The sequence below is a fragment of the Ferrimonas sp. YFM genome (assembly GCF_030296015.1).
GTDB lineage: Bacteria > Pseudomonadota > Gammaproteobacteria > Enterobacterales > Shewanellaceae > Ferrimonas.
On the sequence record NZ_AP027368.1, the window covers coordinates 1,300,828 to 1,324,750 of the forward strand.

General features: G+C 59.6%; 20 protein-coding genes. 13 read left to right on the forward strand and 7 right to left on the reverse strand.

Translation table 11 applies throughout. The annotated features are described in order from the left end of the window. Positions 1-163: 163 nt before the first annotated feature. The 6 genes from htpG (at position 164) to QUE41_RS06200 (ending at position 6,945) form a co-directional block, all read left to right on the forward strand. Positions 164-2,071: a molecular chaperone HtpG gene (gene htpG / locus QUE41_RS06175; RefSeq protein WP_286342008.1), complete on the forward strand. Its 1,908-nt coding sequence runs from the start codon at positions 164-166 to the stop codon at positions 2,069-2,071. A gap of 47 nt (positions 2,072-2,118) precedes the next feature. Then, the gene (locus QUE41_RS06180; protein ID WP_286342009.1) at positions 2,119-2,973 is read left to right on the forward strand and encodes a tetratricopeptide repeat protein; all 855 of its coding nucleotides are present in this window, start codon (positions 2,119-2,121) and stop codon (positions 2,971-2,973) included. A gap of 303 nt (positions 2,974-3,276) precedes the next feature. Then, complete coding sequence (gene adk, locus QUE41_RS06185; protein WP_286342010.1) at positions 3,277-3,921, forward strand: adenylate kinase; 645 nt, start codon at positions 3,277-3,279, stop codon at positions 3,919-3,921. A 148-nt stretch (positions 3,922-4,069) separates the two neighbouring features. Next, on the forward strand, positions 4,070-5,056 hold the full coding sequence (hemH, locus tag QUE41_RS06190) for a ferrochelatase (protein WP_286342011.1): 987 nt from the start codon (positions 4,070-4,072) through the stop codon (positions 5,054-5,056). Positions 5,057-5,202: 146 nt separating this feature from the next. Next, a complete protein-coding gene (locus QUE41_RS06195) occupies positions 5,203-6,504 on the forward strand; it encodes an inosine/guanosine kinase (RefSeq protein ID WP_286342012.1) in 1,302 nt (433 codons plus the stop codon). 210 nt (positions 6,505-6,714) lie between these two features. Beyond that, positions 6,715-6,945: a hypothetical protein gene (locus tag QUE41_RS06200; protein ID WP_286342013.1), complete on the forward strand. Its 231-nt coding sequence runs from the start codon at positions 6,715-6,717 to the stop codon at positions 6,943-6,945. On the opposite strand, the gene QUE41_RS06205 is transcribed toward QUE41_RS06200, so the two are convergent. Together QUE41_RS06205 and QUE41_RS06210 are read right to left on the reverse strand one after the other, a co-directional pair. Next, the gene (locus tag QUE41_RS06205; protein ID WP_286342014.1) at positions 6,922-8,466 is read right to left on the reverse strand and encodes a cryptochrome/photolyase family protein; all 1,545 of its coding nucleotides are present in this window, start codon (positions 8,464-8,466) and stop codon (positions 6,922-6,924) included. The two genes, QUE41_RS06200 and QUE41_RS06205, sit on opposite strands and share 24 nt — an antisense overlap. Next, complete coding sequence (locus QUE41_RS06210) at positions 8,463-9,755, reverse strand: DASH family cryptochrome (RefSeq protein WP_286342015.1); 1,293 nt, start codon at positions 9,753-9,755, stop codon at positions 8,463-8,465. The genes QUE41_RS06205 and QUE41_RS06210 overlap by 4 nt, the downstream gene beginning before the upstream one ends. 85 nt (positions 9,756-9,840) lie before the next feature. On the opposite strand from QUE41_RS06210, the gene QUE41_RS06215 reads away from it, so the two are divergent. The 3 genes from QUE41_RS06215 (at position 9,841) to QUE41_RS06225 (ending at position 13,083) form a co-directional block, all read left to right on the forward strand. Next, positions 9,841-10,485 (forward strand): DUF3313 domain-containing protein, encoded by a 645-nt coding sequence (locus QUE41_RS06215; RefSeq protein WP_286342016.1) that lies wholly within the window; start codon positions 9,841-9,843, stop codon positions 10,483-10,485. 146 nt (positions 10,486-10,631) lie between these two features. Further along, on the forward strand, positions 10,632-12,011 hold the full coding sequence (locus QUE41_RS06220; protein ID WP_286342017.1) for a methyl-accepting chemotaxis protein: 1,380 nt from the start codon (positions 10,632-10,634) through the stop codon (positions 12,009-12,011). A 109-nt stretch (positions 12,012-12,120) separates the two neighbouring features. Beyond that, positions 12,121-13,083 (forward strand): phospholipase A, encoded by a 963-nt coding sequence (locus tag QUE41_RS06225; protein ID WP_286342018.1) that lies wholly within the window; start codon positions 12,121-12,123, stop codon positions 13,081-13,083. A 45-nt stretch (positions 13,084-13,128) separates the two neighbouring features. Here the strand turns inward: QUE41_RS06225 and creD are convergent, their stop codons facing one another. The 3 genes from creD to QUE41_RS06240 all read right to left on the reverse strand — a co-directional run bounded on the left by creD (position 13,129) and on the right by QUE41_RS06240 (position 16,652). Next, positions 13,129-14,448 carry a cell envelope integrity protein CreD gene (gene creD / locus QUE41_RS06230; RefSeq protein WP_286342019.1) on the reverse strand — a complete coding sequence of 440 codons (1,320 nt, stop codon included), beginning with the start codon at positions 14,446-14,448 and terminating at the stop codon, positions 13,129-13,131. A gap of 70 nt (positions 14,449-14,518) precedes the next feature. Beyond that, complete coding sequence (gene creC, locus QUE41_RS06235; protein WP_286342020.1) at positions 14,519-15,961, reverse strand: two-component system sensor histidine kinase CreC; 1,443 nt, start codon at positions 15,959-15,961, stop codon at positions 14,519-14,521. Positions 15,962-15,983: 22 nt separating this feature from the next. Beyond that, the gene (locus tag QUE41_RS06240; RefSeq protein WP_286342021.1) at positions 15,984-16,652 is read right to left on the reverse strand and encodes a response regulator; all 669 of its coding nucleotides are present in this window, start codon (positions 16,650-16,652) and stop codon (positions 15,984-15,986) included. A gap of 182 nt (positions 16,653-16,834) precedes the next feature. Between QUE41_RS06240 and QUE41_RS06245 the strand changes: the two genes are divergently transcribed. After that, on the forward strand, positions 16,835-18,145 hold the full coding sequence (locus QUE41_RS06245) for a DUF3943 domain-containing protein (RefSeq protein WP_286342022.1): 1,311 nt from the start codon (positions 16,835-16,837) through the stop codon (positions 18,143-18,145). Between the two features lie 48 nt (positions 18,146-18,193). Here the strand turns inward: QUE41_RS06245 and QUE41_RS06250 are convergent, their stop codons facing one another. Continuing rightward, a complete protein-coding gene (locus QUE41_RS06250; protein ID WP_286342023.1) occupies positions 18,194-18,619 on the reverse strand; it encodes a DUF3010 family protein in 426 nt (141 codons plus the stop codon). A gap of 7 nt (positions 18,620-18,626) precedes the next feature. Continuing rightward, positions 18,627-20,213, reverse strand: a complete 1,587-nt coding sequence (locus QUE41_RS06255) for an EAL domain-containing protein (RefSeq protein ID WP_286342024.1) — start codon at positions 20,211-20,213, stop codon at positions 18,627-18,629. Between the two features lie 490 nt (positions 20,214-20,703). Here QUE41_RS06255 and QUE41_RS06260 point away from each other — a divergent pair, with 490 nt between their 5' ends. From QUE41_RS06260 to QUE41_RS06270, 3 genes are read left to right on the forward strand one after another with little or no spacing between them, the layout of a single operon-like run. After that, positions 20,704-20,949: a chaperone NapD gene (locus tag QUE41_RS06260; RefSeq protein ID WP_028108098.1), complete on the forward strand. Its 246-nt coding sequence runs from the start codon at positions 20,704-20,706 to the stop codon at positions 20,947-20,949. Between the two features lie 17 nt (positions 20,950-20,966). Then, positions 20,967-23,450, forward strand: a complete 2,484-nt coding sequence (napA, locus tag QUE41_RS06265; protein WP_028108099.1) for a nitrate reductase catalytic subunit NapA — start codon at positions 20,967-20,969, stop codon at positions 23,448-23,450. Positions 23,451-23,494: 44 nt separating this feature from the next. After that, entirely contained in the window at positions 23,495-23,878 is a 384-nt protein-coding gene (locus QUE41_RS06270; RefSeq protein ID WP_286342025.1) for a nitrate reductase cytochrome c-type subunit, read from the forward strand. The last annotated feature ends 45 nt before the right edge of the window (positions 23,879-23,923 follow it).

The following is a 23,923-nucleotide window of genomic DNA, read 5'->3' on the forward strand; positions in this document are numbered from 1 at the left end:
GCTGAGGGCCGGGATCCCATCGCTTTTCATCAGGATTGGTGTAAAAACCACCATCAAAGTGAAACACACCCTAAAATTCTTCTGTGAGTGGTTGAAATCATTGAGGGCGACCCCATCTGAGAAAGAGAACAGATTCAACTTAGACTGCCAGGAGAAATAGAGCATGTCCGTGCAACAGGAAACCCATGGTTTTCAGACCGAAGTGTCCCAGCTTCTGAAGCTGATGACCCACTCTCTGTATTCCAACAAGGAAATCTTCTTGCGCGAGCTGGTGTCCAACGCCGCCGACGCCGCCGATAAACTGCGCTACCGCGCCCTGTCCGACGCCGACCTGTATCAGGGCGACGGCGAACTGCGGGTTCGCCTGAGCGTCGACACCGATGCCGGTACCCTGACCATCAGCGACAACGGCATCGGCATGACCCGCGACGAGGTGATTGAGCACCTGGGCACCATCGCCAAATCCGGCACCGCCGACTTCTTCTCCCAGCTCTCCGGAGACGCCGCCAAAGACTCCCAGTTGATTGGCCAGTTCGGCGTGGGTTTCTACTCCGCCTTTATCGTGGCCGACAGGGTGACCGTTCGCTCCCGCGCCGCGGGCTTCGATGCCGACGCCGGTGTCCAGTGGGAGTCCGCCGGTGAGGGTGACTTCACCGTGGCCAACATCGAGAAGGCCCAGCGCGGTACTGACATCATCCTGCACCTGCGGGATGAGGAGAAGGAGTTCCTGGATGAGTGGCGCCTGAAGTCCATCATCGGTAAATACTCTGATCACATCTCCATCCCGGTGGAGATGTGGCAGGAGGGCGAGCCTGAGCGTGAGCAGGATGGCGAGACCATCCCCGCCACCGAGGGCCAGTGGAGCGGGGTGAACAAGGCCACCGCCCTGTGGACCCGCAACAAGTCCGATATTTCCGAGGAGGAGTATCAGGAGTTCTACAAGCACGTCGCCCACGACTTTGAGGATCCCCTGGCCTGGGTACACAACAAGGTTGAGGGTAAGCAGGAGTACACCTCTCTGCTGTACATCCCTGGCCGTGCCCCCTTTGACCTGTGGAACCGTGAGCGTCAGCAGGGACTGAAGCTCTACGTGCAGCGGGTGTTCATCATGGACGACGCCGAGCAGTTTATGCCTCAGTACCTGCGTTTCGTCAAAGGCCTGCTCGATTCCAATGACCTGCCGCTGAACGTCTCCCGTGAGATTCTGCAGGACAACAAGGTAACCCAGAGCCTGCGCAGCGCCCTGACCAAGCGGGTGCTGACCATGCTGGAGCGTATGGCCTCCAACGATGCCGAGAAGTACCAGAAGTTCTGGGGCGAGTTCGGTAACGTGCTGAAAGAGGGCCCGGCCGAGGACCAGGGCAACAAGGAGAAGATCGCCAAGTTGCTGCGCTTTGCCTCGACTCACAACGACACCAGCGCCGAGACCGTCTCCCTGGAGGAGTACCTGAGCCGCGCCATCGAAGGCCAGGAGAAGGTCTACTACATCGTTGCCGACAGCTACCAGGCGGCCAAGAACAGCCCCCACCTGGAGCTGCTGCGTAAGAAGGGCATCGAAGTGCTGCTGATGTCCGAGCGCATCGATGAGTGGCTGATGAGCCACCTGACCGAGTTTGACGGCAAGCAGTTCGTCTCCGTCACCCAGGGTGACCTGCAGCTGCCTGAGTCCGACGAGGAGAAGGCCGAGGCCGAGAAGCAGGCCCAGGAGCACCAAGCGCTGCTGACCCGTTTCCAGGAGTCTCTGGGTGACAAGGTGAAGGAGGTGAAAGTCTCCCAGCGCCTGACCGATTCCCCCTCCTGCATCGTGACCTCTGATCAGGATATGTCCAGTCAGATGGTGAAGATGATGAAGGCGATGGGCCAGGAGGTACCGGAGGTGAAGCCGGTGTTCGAACTGAACCTGGAGCACCCCCTGGTGGCCAAGCTGGAGCAGGAGCAGGATGAGGAGCGTTTTGGCAAGTGGGCCGAACTGCTGCTGTCCCAGGCGATGCTGGCGGAGCGCGGCAGCCTGGAGGATCCCTCCCAGTTCGTGGCCCAGATGAACAGCCTGTGGCTGGAACTGTCCAAGTAATACCCTAACCCGGGCCGGAGCCAGCCTCCGGCCCCACAGGACCCTATATGCAACAGCAAGCACAGATCCTCGAAGCGAACGCCCAGAACATTCAGCAGTTGGTGGACCAGTCCATGGACCGCCCTGTGGTGCTGAACTTCTTCTCTGAACAGGCGCCAGAGTGCCAGCCGGTGACCGCCCTGCTGACCCGTCTGGCCACCGAGCGCGCCGGCCAGTTCATCCTGGCCAACGTCAACTGTGATACTCAGATGGAGCTGGCGGGCTATTTCCGCATTCAGGCGCTGCCCACGGTGCTGGTGCTCAGCAAGGGCCAGAGCGTCGACGGCTTCGCCGGCCCCCAGCCGGACGCCATGGTGGAGCAGATGCTGGAGAAGCACCTGCCCAAGTTGTGGCAGCTGAAACTGGAGCAGGCCAAGGCTCTGGCAGAGCAAAAACTGTGGGATGAGGCTTTGCCTCTGCTGCGCGATGCCCTGGCTCTGGAGGAGAACAGCGAGGTCAAGCTGGCCCTGGCGGAAGCCTATCTGCAGTTGGGGCGTCCCGGCGAAGCGGAAGTGCTGCTCGAGACCATTCCCATGGCGGATCAGGACAGCCAGTACCGGGTGCTGATGGCTCAACTGGAGCTGGCTCAGCAGGCGGCGGACACCCCGGAGATCCGGGCATTGCAGTCCAAGCTCGAAGCCAACCCGGATCAGCCAGAGGTGGTGGTGGAGCTGGCGGTGGCCCTGAATCAGGCGGGCCGTCAGGAGGAGTCTCTGGAGGCGCTGTTTGCCCTGCTCAAGGGCAACATGACCGCCGCCGACGGCGAAGCCCGGCGAGTTTTCATGGACATAGTCAACGCATTGGGGCAGGGCGACCCTGTGGCCAATCAATACCGCAGAAAATTGTACAGCCTGTTGTATTAGTGCTGCAAAACCGTCAAAATCGTGAAGCCGAGCCTATGCTCGGCTTATTAGGGTCTGTTGTTCTTTGGTGAGGCGTAAAATTGCCCAGTAAAGAGAAACAGTCCCTGAGATTTGCCCCTAATAATAACCCTACCACTGATTGCCAGTGCGGTTATGGCATGAAAGTTAATGAATTTTGAGCATCAGTGAACTAGATCGCGCTGAATTAACCAAAAGTCTACCTTAACTGCCCTTCACATCCACCTTGGGCTGTGCCAAGATCGCCGGATCAGAAGTCAAGAGAAATAGTGAGAGGACTGTCGAATGCGCATTATCCTGTTGGGAGCGCCGGGCGCCGGAAAGGGAACTCAAGCCCAATTCATTATGGAGAAATATGGGATTCCCCAGATCTCCACCGGTGACATGCTGCGAGCGGCCATCAAGGCTGGTACCCCTCTGGGTCTGGAAGCCAAGAAGGTGATGGACGCAGGTCAACTGGTTTCCGATGAGATCATCATCGGTCTGGTTAAGGAGCGTATTGCACAGGAAGACTGTGTAAACGGCTTCCTGCTGGATGGTTTCCCCCGCACCCTGCCTCAGGCCGACGCCATGAAGGACGCCGGCATCAGCGTGGATCATGTGATTGAGTTCGACGTTGCCGACGAGGTGATCGTAGAGCGCATGAGCGGTCGCCGCGTGCACCCCGGTTCCGGCCGCGTGTACCACGTGGTGTACAACCCGCCCAAGGCGGAAGGCAAGGATGACGTAACCGGCGAAGAGCTGGTGATCCGTGCCGACGACGAAGAAGCCACTGTGCGCAAGCGCCTGGCGGTATACCACGAGCAGACCAAGCCTCTGGTGAGCTACTACAGCGCCGCTGCCGAGCAGGGCCTGAACAAGTACCACAAGCTGGACGGCACCCAGGCCGTGGCCGCAGTGTCCGGTCAGATCGCCGAGCTGCTGGCCTAAGCGCCAAAGACTCAGCGTCAAAATGTGATTCTTTTCGAAAAGCCCGCGAACAGCGGGCTTTTTTCGTTGTCTATTCAGGCAATTGTTAAACCAAACTCTGCAGTCTCACGTATACTGGCGACAGGCCAATTTTGGATAGGTTTCATCGATGGACAAGAGCACTACCGGCGTTCTGCTGGTTAACCTGGGGACACCCGAAGCCCCGACTCCCAGCGCGGTTCGCGCCTTCCTCAAGCAGTTTCTCAGCGACCCCCGAGTGGTGGATCTGCCTCGCTGGCAGTGGTGGCCCATTCTCAACGGTATCGTGCTGACCTTCCGCCCCAAGAAAGTGGCCAAAGCCTATCAGTCCGTGTGGCAGGAGCAGGGCTCGCCGCTGATGGTGATCTCCCTGGAGCAGCAGAAGGCTCTGGAAGCCAGGCTGGAGCAGGACATGGGCGTTAAGGTGCCGGTGGCCCTGGGGATGACCTATGGCTCTCCCTCCCTCAGCGATGGTCTGGAGAGCCTCAAGGCTCAAGGGTGTGACAAGGTGGTGGTGCTGCCGCTGTTTCCCCAGTACTCCTGCTCCACCACAGGCGCGGTGTTCGACGGCCTGGCGGCGGAGTTTGCCAAGATGCGCACCATTCCCCACACCCGCCTGGTGCGCGACTACCATGACCATCCGGCCTACATCAGTGCCCTGGCCGGCAGCATTCAGGCTCACTGGAACAAGAAGGGCCGCGGCCAGAAGCTGCTGCTCTCCTTCCACGGCGTGCCCAAACGCTTCGTCGATGAGGGCGACATCTACCAGAGCCAGTGCCTGCGCACCGCCGAGCTGGTGGCCGAGCGCCTTGGGTTGTCCCCGGGGCAGTGGATGGCCTGTTTCCAGAGCCGCTTTGGCAAGGAGGAGTGGCTGACCCCCTACACAGACGAGACCCTGGAAGCCCTGCCCAAGCAGGGGGTGACCGCCATCGACATCATCACCCCGGCCTTCTCCGTCGACTGTCTCGAGACCCTGGAGGAGATCGCCATCGAGGGCAAAGAGGAGTTTATGGAGGCGGGCGGCAAGGCGTATCAGTTTATCCCCTGTCTCAATGCGGAGCCGGATCACATCCAGATGATGTCTGAGTTGATCCAGGCCGAGATGCAGAGCTGGTAATCCCCACCGGCAACTGCTAGAATCCCGCGCCAATCCGGGCCCGTAACGGGTCCGGCAGGGTCACCCCGCCAGGGAGCGCAATGACGCAAGGCGGGGTCTACACTAGCAAGGACGTTTCGCTCCTTTTCTGCCATGGTTACCGCCCAATGAAATTCCCTGGCCAACGCAAGTCAAAGCACTATTTTCCAGTTGATGCCCGTGATCCGCTGACCAATGAACTGAATCCGGTCATTCGTCCCAAGAACATCCACATTACCGGCATCGACCAGACCCTGGTGGACATCGAAGCCAAGGTCGACGACGACTTTATCGCCCGCCACGGACTGCGCAAAGGCAACTCCATGCTGATCGACGACGCCGCCGCTCACGCGCTCTACGAGGAGCTCAAGGGCAAGGCGCTGGTCACCAACGAGTTCGCCGGTGGCACCATCGGCAATACCCTGCACAACTACTCCACCCTGGCGGATGACCGCTCGGTGCTGTTTGGGGTGATGAGCCGCAATATTCTGATTGGCAGTTACGCCTACCGCTACCTGAGCGCCACCTCCAGCCGGGTGGACTTGAACCACCTGGAGCCGGTGGACGGCCCCATCGGTCGTTGTTTTACCCTGATCAGCCAGTGCGGTGAGCGTACCTTCGCCATCTCCAAGGGCGCCATGGATAAGCTGACCCCGGGGTTCATCGATAAGACCCTGGTGCAAAGCGGTGCCGCCCTGGTGTTGACCGCCTACCTGATGCGTGCCGGCGACGACCCCATTACCGACGCCGCCATGACCGCCATCGCCTACGCCAAAGAGGCGGGCGTGCCTGTGGTGCTGACTCTGGGTACCCGCTTCCTGATTGAAGAGGATCCTCAGTGGTGGCAGGAGTTCATCAACGACCATGTGGACGTGCTGGCGATGAACGAGGAGGAGGCGGAAGCCCTGACCGGTAAGCGGGACATCCTGCTGGCCTGTGATCAGACCCTGGAGTGGTGTGATCTGGTGCTGTGCACCGCGGGTCCTGCCGGCCTCTACATGGCGGGTTACTCCAGCGACGAGGTGAAGCGCCCCACCAGCCACACCCTGCTGCCGGGCTCCATCCCCGAGTTCAACCAGTACGAGTTCTCCCGCCCCATGCGCAAAGAGGACTGTGAGCAGCCGCTGAAGGTGTTCTCCCACATCGCTCCCTTCATGGGTGGCCCGGAGAAGATCCGCAACACCAACGGTGCCGGTGACGGCGCCCTGTCTGCCCTGCTGCACGACATGGCGGCCAACTTCTATCACAAGAAGAACCTGCCCACCTCCAGCAAGCATCGTTATGACGGGCTGTGTTACTCCTCCTTCTCTCAGATCTGCAAGTACGCCAACCGGGTGAGCTACGAGGTGCTGGCTCAGCACTCTCCGCGTCTGTCCCGGGCGCTGCCTGAGCGTGAGGACAGCCTGGAAGAGGCCTACTGGGAACGGTAAGCCGCTGCCTGAGCAAAGAGAAACCCGGCCTGTGCCGGGTTTTTTTTATGGCTGATGCATGGAGCTGAGAATCTATCTGCCATGGGCTTTTGCTCGGCGTGAGTCAGTAGCTGGGTTTGTGACAGCAATGGTCTTATTTCTGCTACGGGCGTGTCACACAGGGGCACCATAATGCCACCGTTTTCGATAATTCTCCTGGACACACCAACCATGAACGGACGGGCTTTTTTCAAGATACTGACCAAGCGCGGCATCCCCTGCAGCGCCCTGGCACAGAAGACTCAGACCCAGCTGTCACACCTCTATGGACTGAAGCACGCCTCAACGGTGCCCAACCACTACCTGCGGGCGGTGGTGACCCATTATCGGGACCAGCTCACCATCGATGATCTGGCCTGCCTGTCGCTCTACAGCTCTTCAGAGATCCTCAAGGTTGCCTAAGTACTGCTCCGCCTGAGCCAGTACCGCTTCCTGCTGCTGTGGGTCCATGCCGAACCAGTGTCGGTAGATCATTCCCATCCTGGGGTGGTGAGCGAAGCGGTCGCTGTGGCGGTTGATGAAGTGCCAGTAGAGGCTGTTGTAGGGGCAGGCGTTGTCCCCCACCTTGGCCTTGGGATCGTAGGCACACTGGCGGCAATGGTTGCCCATCTTATTGAGATAGTTGGCACTGGCGGCGTAGGGCTTGGTGGCCAGCACCCCACCATCGGCGTACTGGCTCATCCCCCGGGTATTGGGCAGTTCCACCCACTGGAAGGCATCGACATAGATCCCCAGGTACCACCGGTCCACCTCGTCCGGGTCGATGCCCGCCAGCAGGCAGAAGGTGCCGGTGACCATCAGTCGCTGAATGTGGTGGGCATAGCCGTAATTCAGTGACTGGCCTATGGCCTGAGACAGGCAGCGCATCCGGGTGTCCCCGTTCCAGAACCAGGCGGGCAGGGAGCGGGTGGCATCCAGGCTATTGAGCCGTTCATAGTCTGGCATGCGGCTCCAGTAGATCCCCCTGACATACTCGCGCCAGCCGAGGATCTGACGGACGAACCCCTCCACCTGAGCCAGACCGATCTCCTGTGGGTGGTGCTCATGGGCGGCGATGGCGGCGCGGATCACCTCCATGGGGTGCAGCATCTTGGTGTTGAGGGCAAAGGAGAGCCTGGCGTGATACAGGGTCCAGGCATGGGGGCCGGTTTCCGTCAGGGCGTCCTGAAACTGCCCGAAGTGGGGCAGCAGGTAGCGGCAGAAATGCTGGAGTTGCTGCAGCGACTGCAGCCGGGTTACTGGCCAGATCAGCTGCTCAGGGCAGTGTCCCAGGGTGTCGACGCCGTGCCGCTTTAGGCGTGCCAGGGTGGAGTGACAGTCATTGGCAAACAGGCAGGGGCTGGGCACCGCCAGGGCTTCCATGTCGCTGATGGGATTGCGGTTGCGGGCGTCAAAGTTCCACTGGCCGCCCTGGGGCTTGTCCCCGTCCATCAACAGGCGCTGCTCTCGTCGCATCCGGCGGTAGAAGGTTTCCATCTTCAGCGGGCGATCCGCCGGAAAGTAGTCGGCTATGGCGCTTCTGGGCAGAAGAAAGTGCTCGCTCTCCACCGATTCCACCTCTATCCCCGGCAGGCGCATCTGGGCCAGTTGCTGCTCCAGGCGAAACTCATCGGGAGTCTGGTACTGCAGCCTGGAGACCTCATGGAGGGCACAGTGGTGCATCAGTAACTGGGGCAGGGTGTCAAATCTCTGGGTGTCGTCCAGAGTCAGGTGCAGCACCTGATGACCCTGGGCCTTGAGGTGACGGGCAAAGGCCTCCATGGCCAGGAAGATGGCCGCCACCTTTTGGATGTGATGACGGACGTAGCCGGTTTCCTGTTTCAGCTCCGCCAGCAGGTAGAGGCAGTTGGGCTCCACCTGCTGGAACCAGGAGTGGTGGGTATTGAGTTGATCCCCGAGGATCAGCCTGAGCGTGGGTGTCATGGTGTCTCCTCTGGCCAGTCAACGTGACTCTCCTCCAGCGCCACCTGACAGTCTCCCCGCCATTTGTGGATGTAACGCCCCTGTGGGTCATGCATCTGACTCTGTTTCTCCAAATTGAAATGGCGTCCTCCCCGGGGATCGGCGCCGACGCCGGCGATGTATTGCCAGTTACCCCAGTTGCTGCCGACGTCGTAATCGATCAGTTGCTGCTCGAAGTAGGCCGCGCCGCAGCGCCAGTCCAGTTGCAGCTCATTGACCAGGGCGCTGGCCACCAGCTGCCGGCCACGGTTGGAGAGGTAGCCGGTCTCGTTGAGCTCATGCATGCAGGCATTGACCAGAGGGTAGGGAGTGGTGCCCTGACACCACTGAAGGAATCGGCTGGGGTAGAAGCTGGTGAGTGGCCGCCGTTCACCGATCCCCTTGAGGCGGAACAGTTTGTGGCCCCATTTCAGGGCGTACCACTGGAAATACTCGCGCCACAGCAGCTCCCGTTTCAGCCACTCGGTGGAGTCGTTGGCTCCCCAGCTCTGTTCGTAATGGCGCAGGGCCTGCCAGATGCGCCTGGGTGACAGGCAGCCGGCGGCCAGCCAGGGAGACCATTTGGCGGAGTTCTGCCACCCCTCCAGATCGTTGCGGGTCTCCTTGTAATGCCCCGGGGCCGGCCCATCCAGGTAGTGTGCCAGTTGTCTCTGCCCCTGGGATTCGCCGCCAATAAAGGGGCGGGCCCTGTGCTCGCGGATGTGGGGCCAGGGGGTGACCTCCGGCGGTGCGTCAGGCAATGCCTGGGGAACAGCAAGGGGGGGCTTCACCTCGATGGTGAGCATGGCTCGGCGAAAGATGCTGTAACTGGAGGGCAACTGCTCGATGTCGAAGGGGAGCTGCTCCAGATCAAACAGGGTATGGCCATCAAGGTGTTCCAGTTGAAGATTCGGGTGATGGCGGGCCAGCAGTCGGCTCAGTGCCTGTTCGTTGCTGGCCAGGGGGCGCTCTCTCAGCAGGTGCGTGACCCTATGGCGCTCTATCAGCCGGGACAGGGCGGGAATCACAGGTTGCCGAATCAGCACCAGTTGTTGCCCCAGTGTCGTCAATGCCCCATGCAGCTCCTGGCGAGCCTGATGCAGAAAGTGTTGACGTTGACGCCCAATCCTGCTCAGGCCAAAGGGGCCGGGTTGACCCAGAGGGTCTCCCAGGGAGACACACAGCATCTGACCGCCGAGTTGGGCGGCCCGGGCCAGCAGCGGATTGTCGTCCAGCCTCAGGTTGTGTTCAAACAGCACCAAAATAGTCATTTAAGTTTCACTGCTCTCTTAAATTAAGTTAAATTGCAGTTCTTCTCTATCTGTCTACGGTGACTCCATGAAACGGATCCTTCCTATGCTATTGACCACAATCCTTCTGGGTTGTGCCGCAACCCCCGAAAATAATGGTCATGCACTGTTCCAGGGGTTCGATGATTTTCGCCCCGGACCGCCAGGTGGCGTCGATCTGGTCTGGGCTGGTAAAGGGATCAATTCAAAGGAAACATTCAGAGAAAAGCTGAAAAAATACAACAAGATCAAGCTTGATCAGGTCTGGGTCGTGGTGGATGAAAACTATCCCCTGGATGAGGAACAAGTGGCCGAATTGACCGAGTATCTGACCCAGTCCCTGCTCAAGGGCCTCGAAGGGCGTTTTACCCAGGTGGAGGAGGCCGATGCCCAGACCCTGAGGCTGAGTCTGGCCCTGACCAACATTGAGACCCCCAACCCCATACTGGCGGTCACCAGCACCCTGCTGCCTGTGGGCCTGGGGATCTCGACCCTGTCCAAGGTAGTCACCGGGGAACACACCAATGTGGGCGAGGGCACGGTGGAGTTGCTGGTGCGAGACGGAGCCACCGGAGAGCCCCTGGTGGCGGCCATCGATCGGCGTCAGGGGGACAAGGATCTGAACAATTTGGTGGACCCCATGGCCGGGATCAAGGGAGCCATCGACTGGTGGATCGAAAGATTGGGCCGAACCTTTCGGGAAAGTAACTGAAATACAACAAAGAAATTAAATTAGATACAGGTCGGGCTTTTCTTGTAACAGCGACGTTATATACTGGGCGGGTTTAGGGGATCGGTATATGCGCATTTGTGTCTCTTGCTGGTCTGTTTCTTAGTCGAATTCTGAGAGTGGTCGGAATGAAAGAAGTTGCCTTCCGTTGGGTGGATAAATGGCTTATCCACCTGAACCTGAGAGAGAAATTTTACCTCCTGTTCCTGCTTCCCCTGATTACCCTGTTGTTTGCCGGCTGGGTCCTGACCCACCAATCCAACCAGTCACAGAAACTGGATAGCCTGCAACAACAACAACTGGTGTCCAAACTGCTGAATGCGGGCTCCATCCCTGCCGACCAGGCCCGGACTCTGCTGCAACAGAGTGGTCTGAAGGTCGAGGGGCAGGGCAACAACTACCAGGTGGTGGCCCCGTCCGACTCCGGCTTGCTCAGTCAGGTGGCGGGTTGGCAGTGGACCCTGCTGGGGGCGCTGTTGCTGCTGAGCCTGATGACCAGCTACTACATCATGACCTTTATTGGCGGCGCCATGTTCAGTACCTATAAGGCGTTGAATAACTTGGCAGACGGCGATCTGGTTCAGCGTCTTAACTACTTCCCGGTGCGGGATGAGTTCAGCCTGTTGGCGATCACCATAGATAAGGTGACCGAGCGGGAGCAGCAACTGGTGCTGGAGATGAAGAACGCCGCGTCCCTGTTGACCAGCATCGGCAATGAACTGGCCGCCATGAGTCAGCAGTCCGAGGTATTGGCGGAGGATCAGCAGTCTCAGATCGATGGTCTGGCCGGTGCCAGCGTCGAGATGGAAGCCTCCATCCGCGAAGTGGCCGCACACTCAGAAGACTCCTCCACCCTGACCCAGGACGCGGCTCAGGCCTCCAACCAGGGCCAGCAGAAGGTGGACCAGACCCGCGGCGCCATCGCCAGCCTGGCCAGGGAGATTGAACAGGCCCAACGCGCCGTGACCGATCTGGATGCCAGCACGGTGGAGATTGGCAAGGTGCTGACCACCATCAACGCCATCAGTGAACAGACTAACTTGTTGGCCCTGAACGCGGCCATCGAGGCCGCCCGTGCCGGCGAGCAGGGGCGGGGCTTTGCGGTGGTGGCCGATGAGGTGCGTACCCTGGCCAGCAGCACCCAGCAGGCAACCGTGGAAATTCAGGGAATGGTGGAAGGGTTGCAGAACCACAGCAAGGGGCTGTTGCAGGTGACCGAGAGCACGGTGAGCAATGCCCACCAGAGCCAGGAACTGATGTCCGCCGTCCACGGTGAGATTGAGCAGATCAGCGGTCTGAATGTTACCATCTCCGATCGCAGTGCCGAGATTGCCGCTGCGGCCACTCAGCAGGGCAGCGTGGCCGCAGAGATCGCCGCCAGCCTGGAGCGGGTGCGGGCCCAGTCCCATGAAGTGGTGGGGATGATCCGCGACAGTGCCTCCAACGTGGAGCGCATTGCCCAGCAGGCGACGGTGATTGAGGGACTGGTGAAAGACCTCAAGGCCTAAGCCGGTTTTGCTGTCGAAAGCCGCCGTCAGGCGGCTTTTTTGCGCCTGGTCCTGGGGTCAACATCTGGTACCATAGGGGTTAATGAACTGAGTTTACAAAGGAAATGTCATGCTATCCCTGCTGATGCTGGCGGCGGCCCCGCAGATGACCGATATGGACGCCTGTTTATTGAAGGCGGTGAAAGAAGCCGTTGGTGATGTGACCGTTGCCGAGCTTAGGGTGATCTGTGAGGAACAGCTGAATCCAGAGCGTGAGCTTCATGACAGTGCCCTGGAGCATCGGATCGCCGAGGAGCGGATCAGCAACGCCTCTGACTTCAGTCTGACCGCCCATAAAAACAACTATGTGCTGCCATTTACCTTCAACCAGACGCCAAACCAGGCGCCGTTCGACCCGGATGAGTTGCCCCTGCAGCACGCGGAGATGAAGTTCCAGTTCAGCTTCAAGATGCCTCTGACTGTGCCTCTGCTGGATGACAGTGGCCGGCTGTTTTTCGCCTACACCAATCAGAGTTGGTGGCAGGCGTACAACAGCGATTATTCTGCGCCCTTCAGGGAAACCAATCATGAACCCGAGCTGTTCTGGGTACAGAGTGTCGACTGGCAGGTGGGCGACTGGCAGGTGCCGTTCTGGGTGCTGGGGATCAACCATCAGTCCAATGGCCAGAATGGAGACAAGAGCCGCTCCTGGAACCGGATCATCGGCTCCCTGGTGTTTGAGAAGGATGAGTGGACCGTGCTGGCTAGTACCTGGTACCGGCTGCCCGAGGATGAGAAGGAGTCGCCCGAAGATTCCAAGGGCGATGACAACCCGGACATCCTGGATTATATGGGCTACGGCGAGCTGGGGGTGGTCTACAAGTACCATGACCACACCTTCAGTGGCCTGTTCCGCAACAACCTGGACTTCGATGAGAACCGCGGTGCGGTGGAGCTGGGCTGGAGTTTCCCCATAGGCAACAAGGTGCGTGGATACGTGCAGTACTTCTATGGCTATGGGGAGAGCCTCATCGACTACAACGTCCGCACCAACCGCATTGGTGTGGGTTTGGAGATGACCCCCATTCTCTAGCCCACCAGGGCAAGCAAAGCCGCCCCAATGGGCGGCTTTGTTGTCTCAGTCTCCCTGGTTGGCCGCAGAGGCGGTTTTGCCATACCAGTTGACGTTGCGGGTCATCATCATCAGCAGGCTCAATACTGCAAAGCAGAGTATGGAGCCCATCAGCAGGGCGTAGCTTTCCGCCTGAAGCAAGCCAAACAGCAGGGCGTAGAGCAGCACCAGGCAGAATGAGAACAGGCGACCCTGGCGGTTGCCCAGAATGCCGGCCACATAGCTGCCCAGCAGGACGGTCGAGGCCAGAGAGGCCGCCGCATATGCCAGGTTGAACCCTATGTGCTCGCTCAGGGAGAGCAGCAGCAGATAAAACAGCGCCAGGGCCAGCCCCACGAAGCTGTATTGGATGGGGTGGATGGGTCGGGATTGCAGCAGCTCCAGCAGGAAGAAGGTGGCGAACACCAGGGCGATGACCAGCACGGCGTAGTTGATGGCCCGGTGGGATTTCAGGTAGTGGTCCACAGGATCGATCAGTCTTACCCCCATTTGCCTCCCGTTCAAGCCGCTGCACTGGCCGGTGTTCTCCAGGCAATTCAGCATCAGAGGTTCGATGTTGGTGGAGAAGTTGTTGGTCTTCCACTGGGCGGTAAAGCCGGTGTCATCGACCGAGGAGGCCACCGGCAGGTAGTCGCCGACGAAGCTTGGGTGTGGCCAGGGGGAGCTGAGGCTCAGGGAAGAGAGCTCACCCACAGGCGTGACCTTCAGGGATTCCATTCCGCCCAGAGTCAGGTTCAATGAGAAAGGAACCGGCTGGGTGATGTCCAGCGTGGCCAGAGGCAGTTCGGCCCCTATCCCCTGAGGCCAGGATCTTAGGCCGGTTCCCGGTTTCAGGGCCAGCTCCTGCCCGGCCAGGTTCAGGGGGCTGAGATCGCCGATGCCGCGGCTGTCGCTGATGGCCATCACCATAGACACGGACTGTATCTCATCATTTGCCAGGGTGTTTAGCCAGGAGAGATCGAACTGCCCCTGAATCTGGGTCTCGGCCTGATAGAGGCGGGCGGTGTAGATCCCCCGGTATCTTTCATGGGTGAGCATCTGCGCATCCAGCTGGAAGCGTTTGGGCAGAATCAGTTTCTGTTTGCTTAAGGGGCGGCCGCGAGAGTCCCGCTCCTTGGGGTCCAGGTAACGGATGTGGACCAGGGGCCCCATCAATTGCTGTTCCCCGGCGCTGCTGTTGGCGATTTCGTCTCGTACCTGCTGCTGTCGCTGGGCTCGTTCGCTGGAGATGCCACTGATCAGGTTCAGGGGGATCTGCAGCAGGACAAACAGCAGCACTATGTAGCCAAATTTGGTGCTGATGTCGTTTTTAAAGAGGTGTTTCATCTCTGCTCTCCTTGTTTTTTTCCAGCTTATCGAGGGAAGTTGGAGAGAGAGTGGAGCCAATGTGGAGAGTTTATGGAGTTGGCAAATCCAGGCTGACCCGGACGCCCCCCTGCACATTCTCGATGATCAAACCGGCGTCATGAAGCTTGGCCACCTGGGCGACAAAGTTCAGCCCCAGGCCGGTGCTCTTCTGCCCATGCTCCCTGGGCAGGGAGTAGAAGCGCTCAGTCAGCCTGGGCAGGGCATAGTCGGGGATGGCCGGCCCCTGGTTGAACAGCGAGACTCGCCATGAGTGTGGTTGCCGTGTGGCCTGCCACTGCAGCTGGCCACCCCGGGGAACAAACTCCAGGGCGTTGTCCATCAGATTGAACAGTGCCTGGCGCAGCAGGAAGGGATCGCCTCGCAATCGGGCATCGTCCGGTATATCGACGTCGAGGTTCAGCTGCCCCTGCTCGAGTCGAGCCGAGGCGCCCTGAATCACAGGCTCGAGCAGCTCACCGAGCGCCAGAGTCTGGCGCTGGTCCAGCTGGGGCATGGCTTCGAGCTTAGCCAGTTCCAGCAGCCTCTCCACCAGTTGCTGCATCCGGGTGCTTTCCCGCTCGATGTTGCCGGCAAACTTCAGCCGTTTCGCTTCCGGCAGGGGGGACTGCAGAATCTCTCCGGCACCGCGGATGGCGGACAGTGGGCTTTTGAGCTCATGGGTCAGGGTCTGAACATACTCCTCCACATACTGCTTACCATCGAGCTGGTTGCGCAGGGTCTCCAGGGCATTGCTCAGGGCTGCGAACTCGAAGAACATCCGAAAGCTGGGCTTGGTGGCTTTTTCTCCGCGGCCCATCTGCTGGGCGTACTGCTCCAGCCGGCTCAGGGCGGTGTTGATGCGCCAGGAGACCAGAGCCCCGGCCAGCAGCACCAGTGTGGTCATCAGCACCAGCCAGATCAGCACCTTGCGCTTGGACAGGTCGATGAAGGGCTGAACCGACCGGTTGGCCTTGGCCACGGTAACGCTGCCGATGATCTCCTTGCCCTGGTAGATGGGGGCGGCCACATGCATCACGGTGGACAGGGGATCGTCCGGATCCAGGGCGGTGCTGCGGGCGCCATATTGCCCCCGCAACGTCAGATAGACGTCATTCCACCGGGAGAAGTCGGCACCGATGTCCTGTTGCCAGGAGTCGGCGATCACCTGACCCGTGCCATCGGTGACATAGATGCGGTGGCTGATGGACTTCTTGCCAAACTCCCAGATTCGGGCCTTGGGCTGGCGCAGGCCGTAAGCGGCGATCAGCTCGGCAAAGCGGCTCTGGCTCAGCTCGCCTTTGCTCATCTCCTCCGCCGCCAGCACCGCCAGCAGGTTGGCCACGTCCACCAGGGTCTCTTCGGTGACCTGGCGCACCGTGGGTTTGAGCTCCTGGATCACCGACTTGGTGACCAGGTAGCCGGTAAGGGCCACCGGCAACAGAAACAGCAGAAACAGGCGCAGGCCCAGGGGAATCTTTGGCCAGCGTCTCATCGGTTTGCCTTACAGGGGGTCATCATTGTTCATTCCGGATGCTGTAGAGGTAGCCAAAGCCCCGCTTGGTGCGAACTCGCCCCTGCAGGCCAAAGGGTTTGAGCTTGGCACGAATCGCCTTGATGTGGGAGTCGATGTTGCGCTCGTAGGCCGCCTCCGCGGGCATCTGCGCCGCGTCCATCAACTGCTCACGACTCAGCACCCGCTCGACCGACTCAACCAGCTTGTGGAGGATGCGATACTCCACCGTGGTCAGGCCAAGCGGCTGCTGCCGCACCCAGTAGTCGTAGTTCTCCGGGCGCAGGTCAGTGGGTACTTCAGCCTGGTCCGGCTGGGGCCTGGCCCGTAACCTGAGTTTGACCCTGGCCAGCACTTCTCTGGGGCTGAAGGGTTTGGTGACGTAATCGTCGGCACCGATCTCCAGGCCCACCACCCTGTCTATCTCATCGCCGCGTGCGGTGAGGAAGATAATGGGCAGGGAGGAAAAGGAGCGGATCTGTTTGCACAGCTCAAAACCACTCATGTCCGGCAGCCCGACGTCCAGAACCACCAGATCTGCGGCGCCCTGCTCTATGACGGCCAGCCCCTGTCGGGCAGTGGTGTGCCACAGGGTGTCAAACCCCTCCATCTCCAGCACATGAACCAGGGTGTCGGCGATGGCGGGCTCATCTTCGATAATCAGGATTTTCAAGGTGTTACTCTTTATTCGAACTGTTCAGGGATTATACTCATTAATTGGGGCAATACGGCAACCGGATAGGGTTGACCTGGATGCCTCGAAGAGCGTTGTGGGAATAAACCTTGGTTCGTTCAGCTAAGGTACTGATAAAGAACCTACAATCAGCTTCATTTTGGCCAGGGAGAGGATGAGAGATGAGACTTTGTACAGTGGCGCTGGCGTTGATGCTGGCGGGGGGCGCCTGGGCCGGTGAGGAGGTGGAGCGCAGCCCCATCACCAACAGCCGCTGGGAGGAACTATCCCTGACGCCCGATGTGTATGACAATCCCTATGCCGTCTCCCTGTTCAGTGCCCCCAATGGAGAGGACAAGGCGCGTCTCTGGTCTCAGACCAAATCGGTGGCCGCTTACGGCGTGGGGGTGGCCGGCTTTATCGCCCTGCTGCCGGAGGACATCTCCAACTGGGAGCGGGACGACATCGGCCTGTTCGACAAGTGGTGGGACAACGTCTCCGACGGCCCGGTCTGGGATCGGGATGTCTGGTACATCAACTACATAGGCCACCCCTATTTTGGCGGGGTCTACTATCAGGTGGCCCGCAAATCCGGCTACCGCCAGTGGGACGCCTTCGTCTACTCCTTCCTGATGTCCACCTTTTACTGGGAGTATGGCCTGGAGGCCTTTGCCGAGATCCCGGCGATTCAGGATCTGGTGGTCACCCCGGTACTGGGCTGGGTCTACGGTGAGTGGGCTTTCAACAAGGAGCAGGAGATCTGGGCCAACGGCGGTAAGGTGTGGGGGTCCGAGGGCTGGGGCAGCACCGCGCTGTTTTTCCTGGATCCGGTGGACAGCATCGGCCGGGGCATCAATAACCTGGTGGGACGCCAGCTGATCAAGGCGGGTACAGGTTATGTGACCCTCAATGAGCTCACCATGGCCGATGGCGGCACCGACACCCAGGTGCAGTTGCAGCTCAGGTACCGTTTCGGCGGCGGCGACGAGGGGATGAGGCCCCCGAAAACCGGCTATATGCCCAGCGACGATCCGGTGGACACCGGCATCGTCGGCCTGACTCTGGGGACCACCTGGGTGGAGCCGGACAGCAAGTGGGGCGTCAAGGCCGGCCCGGCGGCGGTGATGACCCTGGGGCTCTATTTTACCCCGAGCTTCTCCACCCGGCTGAGCTACGCCCGAGGGGACCTGGATGAGAAGGGCAGTGGCAAGCAGCTGACCTACGAGAACTACAGCCTGGATGCCCAGTACTACTTTATGGCGGAACAGGCGCTGCGCCCCTACCTCATTGGTGGGGTGGGCGAGACCATGTGGGAGCAGGACAGGGACAGGAAAACCTTCCAGGTGAACGGCGGGGCCGGACTGCACTGGCGCTGGCATCGCAACTGGGCACTGCAGGGACAGTGGCGTGCCTTCCACAGCACCAGTGCCTCCACCACGGATTCCATGGCCGAGGTGCAGCTGGTGTACCGCTTTGGCGGCGGCGAGCGATAACGGCTTGGACTCAGGATCAAAAAGCCCGGCATCTGCCGGGCTTTTTGATTATTTGGCGTTGAGGAAGGCGAAGCCTGTGGTGAAGGCCGCTTCCTGGAACTGCTTGAGTCCCACATCCTTGGTGGTGACCTCCAGGGGCGTGCGCTTCAGGCTCTCCTTGATGGCGGTGTTGGTCACCACCTGGGCATCCAGGCCCTCAATCAGCTGAATCGCCGCTTCCATCTTGAAGCCCGCCGCACTGCCGGCAAACTTGCCCTTGGTGGGGCGTTCGCGAATCACCACCTTATCCACCTGGTAGTCGCTCAACAGTTTGGCAAACTCGCTCTGGAAGGCGTGCAGCGCCTTGGTGCCCTGGGTGTCGGTCAGGGTCAGTTTGCGGGCCCGGCAATCGGGTACGTTAAACAGTCCCTTCTCCAGTGCCAGGATGCAGATAATGGCTTCGTTGCTCTTCAGTTCTACGGCGCAGATTCTCATCGGTTCCTCAGGTGTCCCCAGTGATGGCTAGATCGGCGGCCAGTATAGTGGATCCCGCGGCGCTGCGGGAGGGGGATTCTTGTCCGTCCTCCCTCTTTGGGGAAGAAATGGTCAGGGGGCCGGGACGGGCAAACAGGAATCCCTGCATTCGGGTGATGCCGCGATCCAGCAGGTAGAGGCGCTGCTCCTCGGTTTCCACCCCTTCGGCGATCACCTCGATCTCCAGCCGGTTGGCCAGTTGCAGGATGGAGTCCAGCACCGGCTGGGGGTCGCGGCGGTGCTTGATCGCCTGAATAAAGCTGCGGTCCACCTTCAGATAGTCAGGCTGGAACACCTTGAGGCTGGCCAGGCCGTTGTGGCCGGTGCCGAAGTCGTCGATGGCCACCTTAAAACCGCGCTGGCGGATGTTGTACAGGGTGCGCTGAAAGGGGCGGGAGTGGAAATCCAGCACCTCGCGTTCGGTGATCTCCACCACCATCTGCCAGGGCTCGATGCCAATCTGCCGGCTCAGGTGCTCGAGGAAATCCCCCAGGCTGCGCTTCTCCGACAGCAGCTGCTGACCCGCCAGGTTGATGCTCAGGTAGCCATGTTGAGAGGGTTGGTACTGGCACTGGGGCGCCAGCTCATACAGCAGCCGGTCCAGTTGCTGGTGGTACTCCAGCATGGGAATGAACTCGTCCGGCGGGACATTTCCCAGTTGTGGGTGACTCCAGCGTGCCAGCATCTCGTGGCCCAGCACCCTCTTGTCGCGGCCATCCACTATGGGCTGGAACACCGGGAAGATCTCCCGGTTGCTGAAGGTGTCCAGCAGATCTTCCGGATGCAGCCCCTGATAGCTGCGCCAATAGAGCAGCAACATGGTCACCAGGGTGGAGAAGATCAGCGTCAGCGGCAGCCCCAGAGACAGATCCCGCTTCAGGGACAGTGTCAGGTGTTGCGGGGCCAGGGACAGGCTGATGGAGAGGGGGCCGCGTTGTTCCTTGTAGTGCTGAGACAGCCAGTCCTGTTTCGCCTCTCCCAGGGAGACGATGGTCTGTTCCTTGAACTTGAGGGTAATTTTAGCGTTGCTGAGCAACTCCGGCTCGGGAAACAGCAGCTCCATCATGCGCCGGCTCTTGGTGATGCCAAACAGGTAGCGGCTGTCACCCAGGTGCAGTGCCATCATCTGATAGGACTGCAGGTGATGGCTGACGTTCTTCATCCAGGTGGGGCCTTGCCCTTCGAGCAACATGTTGAAGGCGGTGGAGGGGGCGATGATCAGATCTTCGTCGCGACAGAACCCCTCTTCGTCGCTCATGGTGGCCAGGTAGTCAAAGAAGTGGGACAGCTCCGCCTGGCGCTTCAGCTCCAGCTCAGAGGAGGCGTCGCACATCCCCCAGGGAATGCGTCCGGCCAGTTGTTTGAGCTCCTGCTCACTCTGGTTGTAGTAGGCGTCGAACAGGGACAGGCCGAGATCCAGCCTGGAGTTGATGTTGTTGGTGTGGGTCATCAGGCTGAGGGAGAGGCTGAACAGCACGCCCACGAGCAGACAGAGGGAGAAGTATCGCCACCCCAGTCGGATAAAGCGTCCAAGCTGCCACCTGAATTTGCTCATAAACAGGCTGTGGTCCCTGATTGACCCCCAAAGATGTAGCTCAACTTATCACACTTTGACTTTAAAAAAACTGAACGGATACAGACATGTGAGCAAGATGTGAACGGTTTTGACTTAAATTTACTGAGGCTAAAATCCCGGCCTCGGCCCTCCTTATACCCGGCAACCGCCGCCACCTTGCCCGGGATCACAGCTTCGGTCAGTACGCAAAGCCCGTCACACCGGGAGTGAGCGTCATTCAGTGGCGTGAATCACCTTTCCAAATGACATCCATTCTTATTGCTATAGTTGGTGGACCAAGTTCACGAATGCGGTTCATGGTTAAGATCGCATTTTAACGGCTCGTTAAATAAATAACCTTTCCCTTTGTGTTGGAAATTTGGACCTTCGCCCTATCTCAAAAGGAATACCACCTAAGGGGTATGGCTAGCCTGAGGCCAAAAAAACAACATTTAAATCAATGAAACGCAAAACGACACAGGTGAAGACCTTGAGTGAGACGGTGCATATAAGTGGTTTGGTGGTGAGCTGCACGGCGGAGCTGGAGGGGGCGGTGATTCCGGCCCTGACTGAGATCCCCGGTTGTGAGCTGCACACCAAGACAGACGACGGCAAGTTGGTGGTGACCCTGGAGCGAGACAGCCAGGCCAGCACCAGCGAAGCCATTGAAGCGATATCGGCCATCGAAGGGGTGATGAACACCGCTTTGGCCTATCACAGGGTAGAACAACTCTAATATATCAAGAGGATGATATGAGCTTGAACAGACGCGAGTTTATCAAAGCCAATGCCGCAGTGGCCGCCGCCACCGCCGCGGGTGCCATCTTGCCTGTGTCCACCGTCAATGCGGCACAGGGCAAGGACGATCTGGAGTGGGGCAAAGCGCCTTGCCGTTTCTGTGGTGTGGGTTGTTCCATCATGGTGGGCACCAAGGACAACCAGGTGATCGCCACCCGCGGTAACCCAGACTCCCCTGTGAACAAAGGCATGGCCTGTGCCAAGGGCTACTACCTGTCCAAGATCATGTATGGCAAGGATCGCCTGACCACGCCTCTGCTGCGTATGAAGGGTGGCCAGTACGCCAAAGACGGTGAGCTGACTCCGGTATCCTGGGATCGCGCCTATGAGATCATGGCCGAGAAGTGGAAAGCCTCTCTGAAGAAGAAAGGCCCAAGCTCTGTGGGTATGTTCGGTTCCGGTCAATGGACCGTCTGGGAAGGCTACGCGGCCGTTAAGATGATGAAGGCGGGATTCCGTTCCAACAACATCGACCCTAACGCCCGTCACTGTATGGCCTCTGCCGTAGTGGGCTTCCTGCGCGCCTTCGGCATCGATGAGCCCATGGGCTGTTACGATGACATCGAGCACGCCGATGACTTCGTCATGTGGGGCTCCAACGCCGCCGAAGCACACCCCATCCTGTGGAACCGCGTCACCGATCGTCGTCTGGGCCACCCAGGTGCCAAGATCCACGCCATCTCCACCTACCGTAACCGCTGCTTCGACATCGCGGACAACGGCCTGATCTTCAAGCCTCAAACCGACCTGATCCTGCTGAACTACATCGCCAATTACATCATTGAGAATGGCGCGGTAAACAAGGACTTCGTCAACAAGCACACCAAGTTCGCCATGGCCACCACCGACATCGGTTACGGCCTGCGTCCTGATCACCCACGTGAGAAGGAAGCCAAGAACCAGAAGTCCGCGAAGAAGATGACCCCCATCAGCTTCGACGAGTACGCCAAGTTCCTGAGCACCTACACCCTGGAGTACACCGTTGAGCAGACCGGCGTCGACGCCGACGCTCTGGTGGCCATCGCCAAGGCCTACGCCGATCCCAAGCGTAAGGTGATGAGCATGTGGTGCATGGGTGCCAACCAGCACGTTCGTGGTGTGTGGGTGAACAACTCCATCTACAACATCCACCTGCTGACCGGCAAGATCTCCGAGCCCGGCAACAGCCCGTTCTCCCTGACCGGTCAGCCTTCCGCCTGTGGTACTGCCCGTGAAGTGGGTACCTTCGCCCACCGTCTGCCAGCAGACATGGTGGTGATGAAGAAGCCTCACCGCGACATCACCGAGAAGCGCTGGGCCGTGCCAGAGGGCACCATCCCTGCCAAGCCTGGCTACCACGCCGTGTTGCAGAGCCGCATGCTGAAAGACGGCAAGCTCAACTGCTACTGGACTCAGGTGACCAACAACCTGCAGGCCGGCCCCAACATCAACGAAGAGACTCTGCCTGGTTTCCTCAACCCAGAGAACTTCATCGTGGTGTCCGACGCCTATATGACCGTGACTGCCTCCATGGCTGACCTGGTTCTGCCGACCGCCATGTGGGTAGAGAAAGAGGGTGCCTACGGTAACGCCGAACGTCGTGGCCAGTACTGGCACCAGCTGGTTAAGCCGGTTCCCGGCGCACGCTCCGACGTGCTGCAGGTGGTTGAGTTCTCCAAGTACTTCAAGATGGAAGAGGTATGGCCTGAAGAGCTGCTGGCTCAGAAGCCTGAGTACCGCGGCAAGACCATGTTCGATGTGCTGTTTGGTAACGGCGTGGTGGACAAGTTCCCCGTATCCGACTGCAAAGGCAAGCACAACGACGAGTCCGAGGCTCTGGGCTTCTACCTGCAGAAGGGTCTGTTCGAAGAGTACGCCGCCTTTACCCGTGGCCACAAGCACGACCTGGGTGAGTTCGACGAGTACTTCGGCGAAGGCATGCGCTGGCCTGTGATTGACGGCAAAGAGACCCTGTGGCGCTTCAAAGAGGGTCTGGATCCTCTGGTTAAGCCTGGCACCGGTTTCGAGTTCTACGGCAAGCCTGACGGTAAGGCGATGATCATCGCCAACCCCTACGAGGGCCCGGCCGAGGAGCTGACCGAGCAGTACGACATGTGGCTGTGTACCGGCCGTGTACTGGAGCACTGGCACACCGGCACCATGACCGGCCGCGTCGACGAACTGAACAAGGCCTACCCTAACGCCAAGATCTACATGAGCGACAAGGACGCAGCCAAGCGCGGCCTCAAGCGTGGCGATGAGGTGATGGTCAGCAGCCCACGTGGCGCTGTTCGCACCCGCATCGAGACCAAGGGTCGTTACGAGATGCCAGAAGGCGTGGTGTTTATGCCCTTCTGTGACGCTCGTCAGCTGGTGAATAAGCTGCTGCTGGATGCCACTGACCCCATGTCCAAAGAGACCGACTTCAAGAAGTGTCCGGTTCAGGTAGTCAAGGCTTAATCGATTAGGGAAGGGGCCGCCAGGCGGCCCCTATGGAGAGACCAATGAAAGCAAAAATTCTTATGGTAGCAGCGGCCCTGATCGTGGCCGGATGTCAAATGAATGCCACCGAACAGGCTCAGAACACCGCTGAGTCCCGTCGCGGAGAGGCTGCGGTAAACACCCAGGTGCCCGCCGCCCCCATCGCCAACTATCCCAAGAAGCAGGTTGTGGATGAGGTGTTTGCCGGCCAGCCGCCGCTGATCCCTCACAAGGCGACTTACCCAATCACCCTGAAGCGCAATGGCTGCATGAGCTGCCACAAGCCCAAGAAGCAAACCCTGCCTGTCAGCCACACCGACAACGGCAAGCTCAAGGGCCAGCTGTATCAGTGTAAAGCGTGTCACGTGCCTCAGGCCGATAACGTTGGCGCCCTCGCCAACAAGTAACACCAAAAAATAATAAAGACGGGGCGGCCCACCGCCCCGCACTTT